Annotated in this window: 14 protein-coding genes; 10 read left to right on the top strand and 4 right to left on the bottom strand. The window is 57.8% G+C overall.

The features are described 5' to 3' along the window. Positions 1 to 2 precede the first annotated feature (2 nt). Positions 3 to 668, bottom strand: a complete 666-nt coding sequence (locus ACOTXC_RS04455; protein ID WP_006811983.1) for a DUF1190 family protein — start codon at positions 666 to 668, stop codon at positions 3 to 5. Between the two features lie 190 nt (positions 669 to 858). Further along, complete coding sequence (tolC, locus tag ACOTXC_RS04450; RefSeq protein WP_022649426.1) at positions 859 to 2,337, bottom strand: outer membrane channel protein TolC; 1,479 nt, start codon at positions 2,335 to 2,337, stop codon at positions 859 to 861. Positions 2,338 to 2,540: 203 nt separating this feature from the next. Here tolC and nudF point away from each other — a divergent pair, with 203 nt between their 5' ends. Genes nudF through parE form a run of 5 tightly spaced genes read left to right on the top strand, consistent with a single transcriptional unit; the run spans position 2,541 to position 6,949 of the window. After that, positions 2,541 to 3,173 (top strand): ADP-ribose diphosphatase, encoded by a 633-nt coding sequence (nudF, locus tag ACOTXC_RS04445; protein WP_022649425.1) that lies wholly within the window; start codon positions 2,541 to 2,543, stop codon positions 3,171 to 3,173. After that, a complete protein-coding gene (locus tag ACOTXC_RS04440) occupies positions 3,170 to 3,592 on the top strand; it encodes a DUF1249 family protein (protein WP_003862516.1) in 423 nt (140 codons plus the stop codon). Before nudF ends, ACOTXC_RS04440 begins: the two co-directional genes overlap by 4 nt. 27 nt (positions 3,593 to 3,619) lie before the next feature. Then, positions 3,620 to 4,447, top strand: a complete 828-nt coding sequence (cpdA, locus tag ACOTXC_RS04435) for a 3',5'-cyclic-AMP phosphodiesterase (RefSeq protein ID WP_022649424.1) — start codon at positions 3,620 to 3,622, stop codon at positions 4,445 to 4,447. Next, entirely contained in the window at positions 4,447 to 5,028 is a 582-nt protein-coding gene (gene yqiA, locus ACOTXC_RS04430; protein ID WP_023306967.1) for an esterase YqiA, read from the top strand. Before cpdA ends, yqiA begins: the two co-directional genes overlap by 1 nt. 28 nt (positions 5,029 to 5,056) lie before the next feature. Continuing rightward, positions 5,057 to 6,949, top strand: coding sequence for a DNA topoisomerase IV subunit B (gene parE, locus ACOTXC_RS04425; protein WP_058700593.1), 1,893 nt, complete (start codon positions 5,057 to 5,059; stop codon positions 6,947 to 6,949). 126 nt (positions 6,950 to 7,075) lie between these two features. Here the strand turns inward: parE and ACOTXC_RS04420 are convergent, their stop codons facing one another. Next, entirely contained in the window at positions 7,076 to 9,205 is a 2,130-nt protein-coding gene (locus ACOTXC_RS04420; protein ID WP_110129214.1) for a TonB-dependent siderophore receptor, read from the bottom strand. Between the two features lie 384 nt (positions 9,206 to 9,589). On the opposite strand from ACOTXC_RS04420, the gene ACOTXC_RS04415 reads away from it, so the two are divergent. From ACOTXC_RS04415 to ACOTXC_RS04395, 5 genes are read left to right on the top strand one after another with little or no spacing between them, the layout of a single operon-like run. Next, positions 9,590 to 10,402 carry an ABC transporter ATP-binding protein gene (locus ACOTXC_RS04415; protein WP_023306964.1) on the top strand — a complete coding sequence of 271 codons (813 nt, stop codon included), beginning with the start codon at positions 9,590 to 9,592 and terminating at the stop codon, positions 10,400 to 10,402. Further along, a complete protein-coding gene (locus ACOTXC_RS04410) occupies positions 10,399 to 11,382 on the top strand; it encodes a FecCD family ABC transporter permease (RefSeq protein WP_022649420.1) in 984 nt (327 codons plus the stop codon). Before ACOTXC_RS04415 ends, ACOTXC_RS04410 begins: the two co-directional genes overlap by 4 nt. Further along, positions 11,379 to 12,419, top strand: coding sequence for a FecCD family ABC transporter permease (locus ACOTXC_RS04405; protein WP_421767435.1), 1,041 nt, complete (start codon positions 11,379 to 11,381; stop codon positions 12,417 to 12,419). Before ACOTXC_RS04410 ends, ACOTXC_RS04405 begins: the two co-directional genes overlap by 4 nt. A gap of 9 nt (positions 12,420 to 12,428) precedes the next feature. Then, positions 12,429 to 13,379: an iron-siderophore ABC transporter substrate-binding protein gene (locus ACOTXC_RS04400; protein WP_023306962.1), complete on the top strand. Its 951-nt coding sequence runs from the start codon at positions 12,429 to 12,431 to the stop codon at positions 13,377 to 13,379. Beyond that, positions 13,376 to 14,251 (top strand): MurR/RpiR family transcriptional regulator, encoded by an 876-nt coding sequence (locus ACOTXC_RS04395; RefSeq protein WP_015571883.1) that lies wholly within the window; start codon positions 13,376 to 13,378, stop codon positions 14,249 to 14,251. The genes ACOTXC_RS04400 and ACOTXC_RS04395 overlap by 4 nt, the downstream gene beginning before the upstream one ends. Before the next feature lie 467 nt (positions 14,252 to 14,718). Here the strand turns inward: ACOTXC_RS04395 and ACOTXC_RS04390 are convergent, their stop codons facing one another. Continuing rightward, on the bottom strand, positions 14,719 to 15,558 hold the full coding sequence (locus tag ACOTXC_RS04390; RefSeq protein WP_022649417.1) for an AraC family transcriptional regulator: 840 nt from the start codon (positions 15,556 to 15,558) through the stop codon (positions 14,719 to 14,721). Positions 15,559 to 15,648: the final 90 nt, after the last annotated feature.

Below are 15,648 nucleotides of genomic sequence, written 5' to 3'. Positions count from 1 at the left end.
GATCAGCCGCCCATTGAGCGAGTCGAAGAGCCGGTCGCACTACGCTGCATGGTGGTTTGTTTCGCCACAGACTCACCGAAGCCGCCACGGGTAATGGTGCTGGTAGTGGCTGGTTTCGGTGCCATCGCGGTTTTCGGTACGGTCATCGTACGGCCAGGCGTTGCAGCACCGTAACCCTTGCCGGTGGCATCGGTGTATTTACCGTACGCCGGGCTGTTTGGGTTTTTAGAACTAAACAGTGGTTGCTGCTGGTAGCCCGCGCCGCCGCTCATCAGACGGCCCATCATATAACCCGCCATCAGAGGCATCCAGAAGCTACCGCTGGACTGTGCCTGCGCCTGGTTTTCCGGCGCCATACCTGCCTGAGCAGGAGCCTGCTGGCACTGGCCTTCGCCGAATTCGGCTACACAGTCTTCGCGTGAGGCATATTTCGGCGCGGTACGTTCTGCCTCTTTCAGGGCGTTGTTATAGGCCGTCGTACACTCGGCGGCTTTACCGGTTGCGCTCGCACAATCGTCAGCGTTTTGATAGAGCGACACCGTTTCGTCGCTTTGCTCACAGCCTGCCAGCATAAAGACGGCGGTGACCGCCAGCGCGACAGGTGTCAGGTGGCGTGCGTTCCAGCTTTTGCGGAACGACGCGTGATTCATCGTTTTTGTCCGTTTCATATTTGTCTTCCAGGACCCAGGGGTATTAACGCTCAGGATAGAGGATGAGTGGTTGAAAATGAAGCGAAGAGGGGCGAAATCCGGGGGATCTTTACGTTGGCTTACGTTCGGGGGGGATTAATGTGCTCCCTCTCCCTGTGGGAGAGGGCTGGGGTGAGGGCATCAGGCCGCACTGGGCCTGATGACACACTTAGTTGCGGAACGGATTCGTGCCGCTGCTCGCAGGTGAGGTGCTGCGCGCTGCCGCTGGCTGTGCAACCGGGGCGCTGCCGTTAGCGTTGAAGTTATCAACCGCGGCATCCTGCTCTGGATTTTCCGGCGCCACGCTGTCAGGCGACGTGGATACCGGTTTACCCAGCGTACTGTTCAGCATTTGCAGATCCTGCTCGTTCAGCGTACCCAGCGCCTGCTTGATGTTCAGCTGGTTAATCAGGTACTGGTAACGTGCGCTGGAAAGCTGCTGTTTCGCGTTATACAGCGTGGTCGTTGCGTCTAACACGTCAACGATGGTACGCGTACCGACGGAGTAGCCTGCTTCCATCGCGTCCAGAGAGCTTTGCGCAGAGACAACGGCCTGTTTGTAGGCGTTGATGCTACTGATAGAGGCATTGACGTTGTTAAAGGAAGAACGCACGGTCTGCACCACGTTGCGGTGCGCGCTTTCCAGCTGCTCGCTGGCACCCACAAAGTTGTACTGCGCCTGTTTCACCTGAGAGTTAACCATCCCGCCCTGGTACAGCGGCAGAGAGAAGCTGAGGCCCACTTTGTTCTGGCCAACGTTGCTGTCGTCATAGGCCTGAGACGTCGTTTTAGACCCGCTGTAGCTGGTATCCGATACGCCGGTAGAGGCGCTCAGGCTCAGGGTTGGCAGGTGACCATCCTGTGCAAGGCGGATCTGCTCGCGTGCCAGATCCTGGCTCAGGCGCGCCTGCAATAAGGTCAGGTTACGGTTTTCCGCTTCTTTCAGCAGAGCATTAACCGCCTGCGGTTTGTCCGTTTTGAAACTGTCCACGTTCAGAGAGGCCAGCTCAGGATAGTAGTTACCGGTGACCTGACGCAGTGCTTCCAGTGCGTTGTCGAGGTTGTTACGTGCGGTCACTTCGTTAGCCAGTACGGTATCGTACTGTGAACGGGCGTTCTGCACGTCCGTGATCGCGACCAGGCCTACGTTAAAACGCTGGGTGGTTTGATCTAACTGACGGTAAATCGCCTGTTTCTGCGCTTCGGTATAGGAGAGCGCGTCAATCGCGCTCAGTACCTGGAAATAGGCGGTCGCGGTATTCAGGATCAGCGTTTGCTGATCGGTCTGATAGGTGACATCCTGAATGCCTGCGCTCTTTTCCTGCAAACTCAGTTCACGCCATTTGGACATGTCGAACAGGGTCTGTGTAAGCTGTAAAGAGGCGCTGGTGGCATTCGAGTCGATGCCATTGTTATCGCGAAAACCGTTAGTGTAGGTATAATCTGCACCTAAGCCTAACTGCGGCAGCAGTGGACTACGTGCTTCGTTAATCTTTTCAAACGCAGCATCACGATCGGCCGCTGATTTACGTAAATCAGGGTTGCCCAGACGTGCCTGCTGGTAGACCTGTAACAGGTTCTCTGCCTGGCTCATTGCACTGAAGCCCGTCAGGCTCAGGCCGATAAGGATGGGGAGCAATTTCTTCATTTGCATTCCTTGTTGTGAAGCAGTATTAGCGCTGATCTAATTAAAAATAATTGCCGATTCTAACAGAATCATCCACACCAAAAGGTTGGCGTAACGTGCCATCTGGCGGTAATTTGCTCCAATCTACCATATAGCCATACAAACGGCAGCCAAACAGCCTTGAAATTCACAATTTCATCACCATTGCTACCAGGACTCGACCGATGCAAAAACCAGAAAACGTGCCTGTCACCTTCGCCAAAAACGATGTAGAAATTATTGCACGAGAAACGCTTTATAGCGGTTTTTTTTCAATGGAACTTTACCGTTTCAGGCATCGCCTGTTTAACGGTGAAATGAGCGGTGAAATCAAACGCGAAATTTTTGAGCGCGGGCATGCGGCAGTCTTGCTACCCTTTGACCCAGTGCGTGATGAAGTCGTGCTGGTCGAGCAGGTCCGTATTGCGGCGTATGATACCAGCGAAACGCCGTGGTTGCTGGAGATGGTGGCCGGGATGATCGAGGAGGGTGAGTCGGTCGAAGACGTCGCTCGCCGCGAGGCGCTGGAAGAGGCAGGCCTGGCGATCGGTCGGACGAAACCGGTGTTGAGCTACCTGGCAAGTCCGGGGGGAACAACGGAACGCTCATCTATTATGGTGGGCGAAGTGGACGCCACGACAGCGAAAGGGATCCACGGTCTGGCAGATGAAAACGAAGATATTCGGGTTCATGTGGTGAGTCGGGAGCAGGCTTACCAATGGGTAGAAGAGGGTTTAATCGACAACGCAGCGTCTGTCATCGCCTTGCAATGGCTGCAACTGCATCATCAGAATTTACGAAACGAGTGGAAAAAATGAAGCGCTATACACCTGACTTCCCAGAAATGATGCGCCTGTGCGAAACCAATTTCGCCCAGCTGCGCCGCCTGCTGCCGCGAAACGACGCGCCCGGCGAAACGGTAAGCTATCAGGTGAGCAACGCGCAGTATCGGTTAACGATAACAGAATCAACGCGCTACACTACGCTGGTGGAGATTGAGCAAACGGCGCCGAGCATCAGCTACTGGAGCCTGCCGTCGATGACGGTACGTCTTTATCATGATGCGATGGTCGCTGAAGTGTGTTCAAGCCAGCAGATCTTTCGCTTCAAAGCGCGGTATGATTATCCGAATAAAAAGTTGCATCAACGCGACGAAAAGCATCAAATTAACCAGTTTTTAGCCGACTGGCTAAGATATTGTTTAGCACATGGAGCAATGGCGATTCCGGTTTGTTAGCGTCATAAACCTACCTAAGGACACCATTTGGAAAGCCTGTTGAACCTGACTGTTGCTGGTGGGGCGCCAGTCAGGATATTACAAATCACCGACACCCACCTTTTTGCCGAAAAGCATGAGACGCTTCTGGGCGTGAACACCTGGGAGAGTTATCAGGCGGTTCTTGACGCGATCCATGCTGAAAAGCGGCCATGCGATCTGATCGTCGCGACAGGCGATCTGGCGCAGGATCAATCCTCCGCAGCCTATCAGCATTTCGCCGAAGGAATTGCGAGCTTTAGTGTGCCTTGCGTCTGGCTACCGGGCAATCACGATTTTCAGCCCGCCATGTACAGTTCGCTTCAGGAGGCGGGGATTTCGCCGGCAAAATGTGTCTTTACGGGGGACCAGTGGCAAATTCTGCTCCTCGACAGTCAGGTGTTTGGCGTTCCGCACGGTGAGTTGAGCGACTATCAGCTTGACTGGCTGGAGACAAAACTGGCCGCCGAACCGAATCGTAATACGCTGCTGTTACTGCATCATCATCCGCTGCCGGCGGGCTGTAGCTGGCTTGATCAGCACAGCTTACGCAACTCTGCGGCGCTGGATAGCGTGCTGGCGAAATTCCCGCGCGTGAAAAATTTGCTGTGTGGGCACATTCACCAGGAACAGGATCTTGACTGGAACGGTCGCCGCCTGCTCGCGACGCCGTCCACCTGCGTGCAGTTCAAGCCCCATTGCGCTAACTTCACGCTGGACACCATCGGACCGGGCTGGCGCTGGCTGGACCTGCATGCCGACGGCTCGCTGACCACCGAAGTGTGCCGTCTGGCTGGCGCGCAGTTCCGCCCGGATACCGCTTCAGAAGGCTATTGATGTCGACGCTCCTCTATCTGCACGGGTTCAACAGTTCTCCGCGTTCCGCAAAGGCGACGCAGTTTCGCCAGTGGCTGAGCGAACATCATCCGCACGTGGAGATGATTATTCCGCAGCTGCCCCCTTATCCGGCGGACGCGGCAGAAATGCTGGAATCGATTGTGCTTGAACACGGCGGCGAATCGTTTGGCGTTGTCGGCTCGTCCCTCGGCGGCTACTACGCCACCTGGCTGTCGCAATGCTTTATGTTGCCCGCTGTCGTCGTTAACCCGGCGGTCCGGCCATTTGAGCTGTTAAGGGACTTTCTTGGCGAAAACGAGAACCCCTACACCGGCCAACAATATGTGCTAGAGTCACGCCATATTTACGATCTCAAAGTTATGCAGGTCGACCCGCTTGAAGCGCCCGATCTTATCTGGCTGCTGCAACAGACGGGAGATGAAGTGCTGGATTACCGCCAGGCAGTGGCGTATTACGCATCCTGCCGCCAGACTGTAGAAGAGGGCGGAAACCATGCTTTCACGGGCTTTGAAGATCATTTCACCCAGATTGTCGATTTTCTTGGACTGCACAGCCACTGACAATCAATGCGAATTGCTAGCTTAAATCATGACGCAAACCTATAACGCTGATGCCATTGAGGTACTCACCGGGCTTGAGCCGGTTCGCCGCCGCCCGGGGATGTACACCGATACGACGCGCCCAAACCACCTGGGCCAGGAAGTAATTGATAACAGTGTGGACGAAGCGCTGGCAGGTCATGCCAAACGCGTGGACGTTATCCTGCACGCCGATCAGTCGCTGGAAGTCATCGACGATGGCCGCGGCATGCCGGTGGATATTCACCCGGAAGAGGGGGTTCCTGCCGTTGAGCTGATCCTCTGCCGTCTGCATGCGGGCGGTAAGTTCTCCAACAAAAACTACCAGTTCTCTGGCGGCTTGCACGGCGTGGGGATCTCCGTGGTTAACGCCCTGTCAAAGCGCGTGGAAGTGAACGTCCGTCGCGACGGCCAGGTGTATAACATCGCGTTTGAAAACGGCGAAAAAGTGCAGGATTTGCAGGTCGTCGGGACGTGCGGTAAACGCAACACCGGCACCAGCGTCCATTTCTGGCCTGACGAAAGCTTCTTCGACAGCCCACGCTTTTCTGTTTCCCGCCTGACGCACCTGCTGAAAGCCAAAGCGGTGCTGTGCCCAGGCGTAGAAATCACCTTTAAAGATCACGTTAACAACACCGAACAGAGCTGGCGCTACGAAAAGGGTCTGAACGACTACCTGTGCGAAGCGGTTAACGGCCTGCCGACCCTGCCGGAAAAACCGTTCGTCGGGAATTTCGAAGGTGATACCGAGGCGGTGGACTGGGCGCTGCTGTGGCTACCTGAAGGCGGTGAGCTGCTGACGGAAAGCTACGTCAACCTGATCCCAACGCTGCTCGGGGGGACGCACGTCAACGGCCTGCGTCAGGGTCTGCTGGATGCGATGCGCGAGTTCTGCGAATACCGCAACATTCTGCCGCGCGGCGTGAAGCTTTCCGCAGAAGATATCTGGGACCGCTGCGCCTACGTGCTTTCCGTGAAAATGCAGGATCCGCAGTTTGCCGGTCAGACTAAAGAGCGCCTGTCGTCACGCCAGTGTGCGGCGTTTGTTTCCGGCGTGGTGAAAGATGCGTTTACCCTGTGGCTGAACCAGAACGTTCAGGCCGCAGAAATGCTGGCTGAAATGGCGATCTCCAGCGCCCAGCGTCGTCTGCGCGCGGCGAAGAAAGTGGTGCGTAAAAAGCTGACCAGCGGCCCCGCGCTGCCGGGCAAGCTGGCGGACTGTACCGCCCAGGATCTCAACCGCACCGAGCTTTTCCTGGTGGAAGGGGACTCGGCGGGCGGATCGGCCAAGCAGGCGCGCGATCGTGAGTATCAGGCGATCATGCCGCTCAAGGGTAAGATCCTCAACACCTGGGAAGTCTCGTCTGATGAAGTGCTGGCCTCGCAGGAAGTACACGATATCTCGGTGGCGATCGGCATCGATCCGGACAGCGACGATCTGAGCCAGCTGCGCTACGGCAAGATCTGCATTCTCGCGGATGCGGACTCCGATGGTCTGCACATCGCCACGCTGCTGTGCGCGCTGTTCGTGAAGCACTTCCGCACGCTGGTGAAAAACGGTCACGTCCACGTGGCGCTGCCGCCGCTGTACCGTATCGACCTTGGCAAAGAAGTCTACTATGCGCTGACGGAAGAAGAGAAAGCGGGCGTGCTGGAACAGCTGAAGCGCAAGAAGGGCAAACCGAACGTGCAGCGCTTTAAAGGGCTGGGCGAGATGAACCCGATGCAGCTTCGCGAAACGACGTTGGATCCGAACACCCGCCGTCTGGTGCAGCTGACCATCAGCGACGAAGACGAACAGCAAACTAATGCCGTAATGGATATGCTCCTTGCCAAGAAACGTTCGGAAGACCGACGTAACTGGCTGCAGGAGAAAGGCGATATGGCGGATATAGAGGCCTGATGCTGAAAAAGCCCTGCGATGCAGGGCTTTTTTTTGCCCGGTGGCGCTGCGCTTACCGGGCCTACGATCGATCCCCTCGCCCCTCTGGGGAGAGGGTTAGGGTGAGGGGAACGCCTCGCACTGACGTCAAAACTCCATCTTCACCGTAAACTGCACTTCACGCGGGTCGCCAATCTGGTTGCCCAGGTTATTGGTCGCAATCGACGACGTGTAGTAGGTCTTATCAAACAGGTTTTTCACGTTCACCTGTAGCGTCACCGGATATTGCAGCTTCATTTTGTACGCCGCAAATGCATCCGCTACGAAATAGCCCGGCAGATAATAATCCGCACCGTTAGTCGCTGAACGACGGCTCACGCCGTGCCCGCCGCCGCCAATTGTCAGCGTATTCCCGGCAAACGCATTGTGAATATCGTACGTCAGGAACAGGGAGCCGGTATGGCGCGGCACGTTCGGCAGCGGTTTGCCCGCGTAGTCCGGGTCTTCCAGCACCTTCGCATCGGTATAGCCGTAGCTGGCGATAATGTTGGTGTTCTCTGTCAGCGATCCGGCGAGATCCACTTCGACACCCTGCGAGCGCACGCGGCCCGCGGTTTTGGCGACGGTTTCATCACCGATGCTCTCGGTGTACAGCACGTTGCGCTTGTGGATATCAAACAGCGCGATGTTGGCAGTAATGCCGTCGAACAGGTCGAATTTAGCGCCTATTTCATACGCGTTCGACGTTTCCGGCGGCAGGTCGCCGATGTAGCTCGCAATGGACGACTGCGGCATAAACGTCTGGGAATAGTTAGCAAACAGGGAGACTGCCGGCGTGAGCTTGTATACCAGGCCCAGCTTCGGCGTCCACTGGTCGTCGCGGCTGTCGGTGTTGACGTTAAACGGACGGCCTTTGCCCGCGTACTGGGTGTAATACTGGTAGCGCAGTCCGGCAACGGCGATCCATTTATCGGTCAGGTACAGCGCGTCCTGCGCGTAGGCGGAGTAGCTCTCCTGCTTGATGGTTTGATCGCTGTCGGATGCCGAGACGGTGGTGCACTTGCCGAGGCTGCCGTAGCTCGGGTTGTAAATATTGAAATCCTTAACGTTCTTACAACGGATCATGTCCGTACGCAGCAGATCGTACTTCTCATACGACACGCCGGTCAGGATCTCATTGTAAAAGCCCGCGATGTCCACGTTCCCCTGCAAATCTGCCCGCGTTGTGTGCATACGCTGGGTCGAACCCTGGGTCGCATCCACGCGGCGGGTCAGGTTGCCGGTTTTTGAATCGTAGGCCATCACGCGAGCCTGGTTATCGCTGTACTTATCCTGGCTGTAGCTGTAGTCGAACTTCGCGGTCCACTGGCTGTTAAGGCGATACTCCGCGTTAAGCTGAGCGAGGTCGGACTGACCGTCGGTCACGTTAAATGGCTCATCAAAGCGGGTTTTGCGATCGACGTCGACGGCCTTTTTGGTGTTGAGATCGAAGATCGTTCCGCGATCGAACGGCGTTTTATAGTCGCGATGCGAATAGAGCACGGTCACGGTGGCATCATCGCCGAACCAGGTCAAAGACGGGGCGATAAAGGTGCTGCGTTCGGTGCCGTAATTACGCCAGTAATCCTCGTCCTGATACTCCCCCGTCAGGCGATAGGCCAGACGCGTACCTTCAATCGGACCGGTGACGTCAAACTGTCCGGTACCGCCGCCAAAGCTGGTTGATGTGGCAGAAATCGAGCCGCCGAAGGTTTTCTCCGGGCGTTTGGTCACTACGTTAATCAGGCCGCCGGGGTCGAGAATACCGTAAAGGGTCGAGGCCGGGCCTTTTAGCACCTCCACGCGCTCGGTTGCGGCATTGAAGCTGCGCGGCAGCACGGTGCGCAGGCCGTTGGTCATGATCGAGCCATCGCGGTTTGCGCCGAAGCCACGGCGCACGAAGGCATCCTGCGTGCCGCCCAGGGTGTTGGTCTGCACCACGTTGCTGACGTTATACAGCGCCTCGTCGAGCGTGGTCGCGTTTTGGTCTTCCAGCACTTTATCGCTGACGGTATTGACCACCTGCGGGATGTCCAGCATCGGCATGTTGGTCAGCGTGGCGGTGGAGGTGTTCAGGGGCTGATAGCCGCTGGTGGCGTCGGTGGAAGCGTAAGGGTCGGCAGTGACGGTAAGCGTCTCACCGTCTTTTGCTGCTGCGTGCACCAGAGGTGCCATGAACAGGAGTGAAAAGAGCGCGCGCCCTTTTACCCCGGCGAATGAAGGTGTGAACTTAGCCATTACATCTGTTTTCCCAAAATATCCTGCGATGAAATGCTCGCGGAAGAATGTGTGAGTCATTGCCCTTACGGTCTGTCCGTTAGCCTCTACGGCATCGGACTTGTAATTGAGAATCATTCAAGCATGAGGGAATGTAGTAGTAAATGGAATAAATAAAAATTTCGCTACAGAGGTTTCTCTCTGGCTAATACGCGTTGGTTTCTTGTTTAAGGCATTGAAAATAGTTGATAAAAATGAATTTTAATTTGTGCAGCGATGCTCAGTTATCCCTGGGGTTTACAGGGTGTATCTTCGCTTGACTACTACATGGCGCGGCGGCAAACTCACAAAAGAGAATGAGTTTTATTTTTATTTGTTGGTTTTTTTTCTTACGTTGGCGTTCACGTGGCTCACTACATCAAAAAGCCGGGACTGGTTCTTGAGAACCTCTCCGCGGGTTACCAGAAAAAAATCATCGTTGATGATATCTCCCTTGCGATCCCCCAGCAGAAAATGACTGTTCTGGTGGGCGCAAACGGCTGCGGAAAATCGACGCTGTTAAGTACCCTCGCGCGGCTGCTTCAGCCGCTCGGCGGCAGCGCGGTGCTGGACGGCAAAGCCATCCACTCGCAGCCAACCAAAGCGGTCGCCCGCCAGCTCGGGATCCTCCCGCAGTCTCCGCTGCTTCCAGAAGGGTTAACCGTATTTGAGCTGGTCTCGCGCGGACGTTTCCCCTGGCAGAACGTGATGCGCCAGTGGAGCGAGGAAGACGAGCGGGCCGTGGAAGAGGCGTTACGCCTGACCGGAACGGCAGAGTTTGCCCATCATCTGGTTGAAAGCCTGTCCGGCGGCCAGCGCCAGCGCTGCTGGATTGCCATGGTGCTGGCGCAGCAAACGCCCTACATCCTGCTGGATGAACCCACGACGTATCTCGATCTTCGCTACCAGGTGGAGATCCTCGAACTGCTGCACACGCTGACGCGCCGGCACGGGCGCACCGTGGTGGTGGTTCTGCACGATCTCAACTTCGCCGTGAACTACGGTGATTCGCTGGTCTTTTTACGTCAGGGAAAGGTTGAGGGGGTACTTCATGAGGGCGATGCCTGCACGCCGGAGCTGATCAAAGCGGTGTTTGATGTCGACGTGCATATGTCGGTTAACCCGCTGACCGGCAAGCCGTTCTTTATGCCGTTCCGTCAGGCTGTCGACAAACCATGATGCGCACGTCTGTGGCCTTTATTCTGTTTACGCTGCTGCTTCTGGCAGGCGCGATTGCGCACCTGAGCATCGGGGCGCGCGTTATCGCCCCCCGGACGGTAGTAGACGCATTTTTCCACTTCGACCCGCGCAATTTTGAGCATAGCGTGATCGTCAGGCTGCGCTTGATGCGACTGTGCGCCGCCCTGGTGACGGGCGCGGCGCTCGGCGTCGCGGGCGTGCTGCTGCAGTCAGTGATCCGCAACCCGCTCGGCGAGCCGCATATCCTGGGGCTAAATGCAGGGGCGGCGCTGGCGGTGGTGCTGACGAGTGCCCTCGGGCTGTCGCTGCCGTTTGGCCGCCCTCTGATAGCCGCAGCCGGCGCCGCCGCGCTCTTTTTGCTGGTGCTAACGTTCTCCTCATCCGGGCGTACCGGTCTCACGCCGATGAAGGTCACGCTATGCGGCGTGGCGATGTCGGCATTTGCCTCATCGATAACCGCCACGGTGTTGATTCTGGATGAACAGACGCTGCTGGCCATGCGGACCTGGCTTGCGGGGGATGTGGCGGGAGTCATCGGCGAGACGACCGCTAGCGCCGCGGGGGCCGCTGCCGTGGGTTTTGCGCTGGCGCTCTGGCTGTCGCCGTCGCTGAACATGCTGGCGCTGGGGGACAGAATGGCGCAGGGGCTTGGCGTGTCGCTGCTGAAAACGCGCCTGCTCGCGCTGCTGGCCATCGCCCTGCTGTGCGGCGCGGCGGTTTCAGTTGCCGGACCGATCGGGTTTATCGGACTCGTTGTGCCGCAGCTGATTCGCCGTCTGGTATCGGTGGACCTGCGCGTGATGGTGCCGCTCTCAGCCCTCTGCGGGGCGCTGGTTCTGCTGATGGCGGATATCGCCGCCCGCACGCTGTTTACGCCGTATGAGCTGGCAACCGGCGTGATGACTGCGCTGGTCGGCGCGCCGGTCTTTATCCTTATGGCGTCAAGGATGTTCAAATGAACCGGGCTGGATTGAGGGCAGTACGATTTTCCTCCTTCTCGGCGCTGGTTCGCCCGAGGGCGCTGCTCTATCTGACCGTTTTAACCCTTGCCGTTTTACTGCTGCTAAGTTTTGGCCTGACGCACGGCTCGCTGCCCATTCCTGCTTCCGCCATCGGACGTGCGCTGTTTTATCCTGAACGTCTGACGGCGGATGCGCATTACATTGTGATGGATATCCGCCTGCCGCGCCTGCTGATGGCGGTGCTGTGCGGCGCGATGCTCGGCATGGCGGGGGCGGCCATGCAGTCCATTACCCGCAACGGCCTTGCTGACCCCGGACTTATCGGCGTGAAAGAGGGCTGTAGCGCGGCGGTGCTGCTGCTGATTTTTCAGTTTCCGGGATTGGGGCCGTACTGGCGTCCACTTATCGGCATGGCCGGTGGGCTGCTGACCGCGCTGCTGGTAGTGGCGCTGGCGCGTGATATCTCGCGCCCGCGATTCATCCTGATCGGCATCGGCGTGTCATGGGCGTTTGCCGCCGCGATGGGGGTCTTTATGACGACCGCCGACGTGCGCGACGTCCAGACGGCGATGCTGTGGCTGGCGGGGAGTCTGCATGCGGCAAGCTGGACGCTGGTCAGCATCGCTGCTGCCTGGACAGTGCCGGCGTTTGCGCTGCTGCTCTTTACCGCGCGCGCCGCAGACGTAGCCTTGCTCGGCAACCACACTGCGACGGGGCTGGGCGTGCGGACTTCACGCCTCGCGCTGCTGCGCGTGTTTGCCCCCGTGGTGCTCACCGCGGCCTGCGTCTCCTGCGTGGGGAGTATCGGCTTTGTCGGGCTGATTGCCCCGCACATGGCGCGCCTGCTGCTGCGCGGAGGGCAAACGGCACTGCTGACGGGAAGTGCCGTACTGGGCGCGCTGCTGGTGATGCTGGCGGATAACGTCGGGCGGCTGGCATTTCTCCCGTTGCAGCTGCCGGCGGGAATTATCATTTCACTGATTGGCGGACCGTTTTTCCTGCTGCTGCTCTGGCAGCGTCGGGATCGATTTTAGGGGATAGAAATGCGCGTATTTTTTGCAATGCTGGTGCTGGTGGGTTTTGCTGCAGGAGCCGCAGAGCCAACGCAGACGTTTACTGACGACCTGAACCGCAAAGTGGTGGTGCCGGTTAACCCGAAGCGGATTGTGTCCCTGCACGACCTGGATATCACCATTCCGCTGATCGAGCTTGGCGTACCGCCGGTTGCCAGCCATGGCCGTACCCGACCGGACGGCAGCCATTTTCTGCGCTCCAGCGGCATGCTGACGGGCATCGATTTTGATAATTCCGACATCACATTCATCGGCACCGCCGATATCGATATTGAAGCCATCGCCGCGGCGAAGCCGGATCTTATCATCACCGAGCCGACCCGCAACACGCCGGTCGAACAGCTGGAAAAAATTGCCCCGACGGTGAGTATCGATCACCTCGACGGCGGCGCGCCGGAGATCTACCGCAAGCTGGCGCAGCTTACCGGGACAGAGGCGCGGCTGAAGATTCTGGAGCGTCGCTATCAGGAGCAGATCGAGGCGCTAAAGGCGACCATCGATACGAGCAAACTGACCGTCTCGGTGATTCAGGCCAATCAGGGCAAAATCAACGCCATGCACAGCTACCACTCGCTTGGGCGCGTGCTGCGCGACGCAGGGTTCAGGTTCCCGCCGCTGATTGAGAGCATCCCGGAGGGCGGGCGCATCGACGTCAGCGCCGAGCGTCTGCCGGAGCTGGATGCTGATTTTGTCTTTGCAACCTGGCGCGGGGACACCGGCGGAAAACCGCAGGACGAGCTGGCGGCGATGGATGCGGTGATGCCGGGCTGGTGTCAGTTTCTCAACGCCTGCCGAACCGGGCATTACGTGCTCATCTCCCGCGAGGAAGCGATCTCAAATTCATTTGCCTCGCTGGGGCTGATGGCCGCGCAGGTGCAGTCGCAGATAGCGGGCCGTCCGCTGCCGGAGGCCGCACGATGATCCGAAAAATTGATGTCTACGGCGACCGCCTCCGCTCGCGGGCGCACCAGCTGACGCCGCGCCTGCTGCAGGTGGCGAGCTATATCAATGAAAATCGTGAAGCGGTTATGGAGCAGACGGCAATGGAGATTGCCGCTGTGCTACACACCTCGGACGCCACCGTGGTGCGTGCCATTCAGGCGCTTGGGTTTGGCGGGCTGCGGGATCTCAAGCAGACCCTGGAGCAGTGGTTTGGCCCGGTGGTCACCTCCAGCGAGAAGATGTCCACGACGGTAAACACGCTTACCAGCGACGTCGACGCGAGCATCGATTTTGTGCTGGAAGGCCATCAACACACCTGCGCGGTGTTGTCCGAACCGGGCAACCGCTACGCGATGGCGCAGGCGGTGTCGCTGCTGGCGCAGGCGAGACAGGTCGCTATTTTTGGCATTGGCGCATCCGGCATTCTGGCTGAGTACACCTCGCGACTGTTTAGCCGTATAGGCCTGCCTGCGATCCCGCTCAACCGCACCGGTATTGGCCTCGCCGAACAGCTGATTGCCCTACAGCGCGGTGACGTGCTGGTAATGATGGCGCAAAAATCCGCGCACCGGGAGGGACAGACCACGCTGCGCGAAGCGAAGCGCCTGGGTATTCCCACCATTTTGCTGACCAACGCCACTGACTCGCGCTTTAGCAAAGAGGCAAGCGTAGTGATCCACGTCCCGCGCGGCGGCGAGAAGGGCAAAATCCCGCTGCACGGCACGGTGCTGCTGTGCCTGGAGATGATTATTCTGTCCGTCGCCTCCACCGAGCCGCAGCGCACCATCAAGTCGATGAAGCGCATCAACGAGTTACACCGCGGATTAAAGCCGGGCAAGAAGAGCGGTTGATTTTCCCCCTCTCCCCGTGGGCTGAGGGATCCCCAGTAATTTTTTTATGCAGAAGCAATAAAGTTGCTTTCTAAATGACTGAGGGCTGTCAGCGATGCTCTGGTCCGGCTGTAAATCGCTGAGGCGTTTGCCTTCCGGCCGGGGCGAGGCGCAGGGATGCGCCGAGAGGGCGGCTTTACAGGGACGTTGCCTCCGCCCGTACCCGATAAGCCGGAAGGAATAAGCCGAGGGCACCGCGAAGCGGCGATTTACCGCCGGGAGCCCGGGTCGCCAGGGTGGTGGCGACTGAGCCACCCTGGCACGTTCACCGGTCATGTCGTTACAGAGTAGCAAGGAACATAAAGTGAACGGAATGACCACCACCGCCGTATGTTCCCCTCACCCTAACCCTCTCCCCGGAGGGGCGAGGGGATTGCTCAGTGCTCGCATTAATTTGTGGGGAACCCTCAGCCCCGTGGGTGAGGGCGTCAAACCGCACGATGGTTCTTCCGGTACTGCAGCGGCGTCTCGCCAATCCCTTTTTTAAACGCGCTGATAAACCACGTCACGTCGGAAAAACCCGTCTGTGCGGCAATGTCACGCACGCTCGAATCAGTGTGGAGTAAACACTCACACGCCTTACGCAACCTTAGCGTATTCAGGTAGTCGTGAATTTTTTCGCCCGTTTCTGCATGGAATTTTCGCGATACGTAGCTGCGGGATTTTCCCAGCTCATTGGCCAGCGCATCCAGACGAAATTTCTCCTGATAATGCTCGTCGAGCCAAAACATCACCTGGCTGGCGATCCCCTGGCTGTTTCCCGGCTCGCCGTCGCGATCGTCGGGCAGCATCGCGAACAGGCCTATCAGCAGGCTGGCGATGCTCTCGCCGTTCATCGGCGGTTTATAGCAGCTAAACAGATGGTCGATATGGTGATGGAAGTGGGCTAAATCGGCGACCCACGCTTCGCCGCCACGGCGTGACAGCCGCTCCAGACGCTGCCGGGTCTGGGGAAAATCCCGCAGGATCTTCAGCACCGCGTGCTGGTCGAGATGAATAATGGTGCGGCGGTAAATTGCCTCCGCCTGTTCGTCCACCATGACCTTGTGCAGCGTAAAAGGCGGGAAGAAAAACAGCCGTCCGGGGCGCATGGTGTAGTGACGATTATCGACAATCGCCACGCCAAAGCCCTCTTCCACATAGAGGATCTCCAGACACTGGTGCCAGTGATGGTAGCGCACGGTATTGGCAAACAGGCGGCTGAACGAGGCCACGGTATCGTTCAGGGCGATCAGTTCCAGAAGATCGGATGTCGGCGTGTCGCGCATAGTGCAATAAAACTCAACTTTTTCCTGTCTGATCGTCTTTATAAACCACCTTTTTAAATTTTCTCAACTGGAGGTTTATTCATCGTTCAT

This window comes from Enterobacter cloacae complex sp. IR5428 (assembly GCF_049238585.1).
In the GTDB taxonomy this organism is placed as follows: Bacteria; Pseudomonadota; Gammaproteobacteria; order Enterobacterales; family Enterobacteriaceae; genus Enterobacter; species Enterobacter intestinihominis.
This window is presented reverse-complemented; position numbering and strand designations above follow the sequence as displayed.

Coding starts and splice junctions, on each gene's coding strand:
- ACOTXC_RS04455 (WP_006811983.1), bottom strand. CDS start 668: ATGAAACGGACAAAAACGATGAATCACGCGTCGTTCCGCAAAAGCTGG.
- tolC (WP_022649426.1), bottom strand. CDS start 2,337: ATGAAGAAATTGCTCCCCATCCTTATCGGCCTGAGCCTGACGGGCTTC.
- nudF (WP_022649425.1), top strand. CDS start 2,541: ATGCAAAAACCAGAAAACGTGCCTGTCACCTTCGCCAAAAACGATGTA.
- ACOTXC_RS04440 (WP_003862516.1), top strand. CDS start 3,170: ATGAAGCGCTATACACCTGACTTCCCAGAAATGATGCGCCTGTGCGAA.
- yqiA (WP_023306967.1), top strand. CDS start 4,447: ATGTCGACGCTCCTCTATCTGCACGGGTTCAACAGTTCTCCGCGTTCC.
- parE (WP_058700593.1), top strand. CDS start 5,057: ATGACGCAAACCTATAACGCTGATGCCATTGAGGTACTCACCGGGCTT.
- ACOTXC_RS04420 (WP_110129214.1), bottom strand. CDS start 9,205: ATGGCTAAGTTCACACCTTCATTCGCCGGGGTAAAAGGGCGCGCGCTC.
- ACOTXC_RS04410 (WP_022649420.1), top strand. CDS start 10,399: ATGATGCGCACGTCTGTGGCCTTTATTCTGTTTACGCTGCTGCTTCTG.
- ACOTXC_RS04405 (WP_421767435.1), top strand. CDS start 11,379: ATGAACCGGGCTGGATTGAGGGCAGTACGATTTTCCTCCTTCTCGGCG.
- ACOTXC_RS04400 (WP_023306962.1), top strand. CDS start 12,429: ATGCGCGTATTTTTTGCAATGCTGGTGCTGGTGGGTTTTGCTGCAGGA.
- ACOTXC_RS04395 (WP_015571883.1), top strand. CDS start 13,376: ATGATCCGAAAAATTGATGTCTACGGCGACCGCCTCCGCTCGCGGGCG.
- ACOTXC_RS04390 (WP_022649417.1), bottom strand. CDS start 15,558: ATGCGCGACACGCCGACATCCGATCTTCTGGAACTGATCGCCCTGAAC.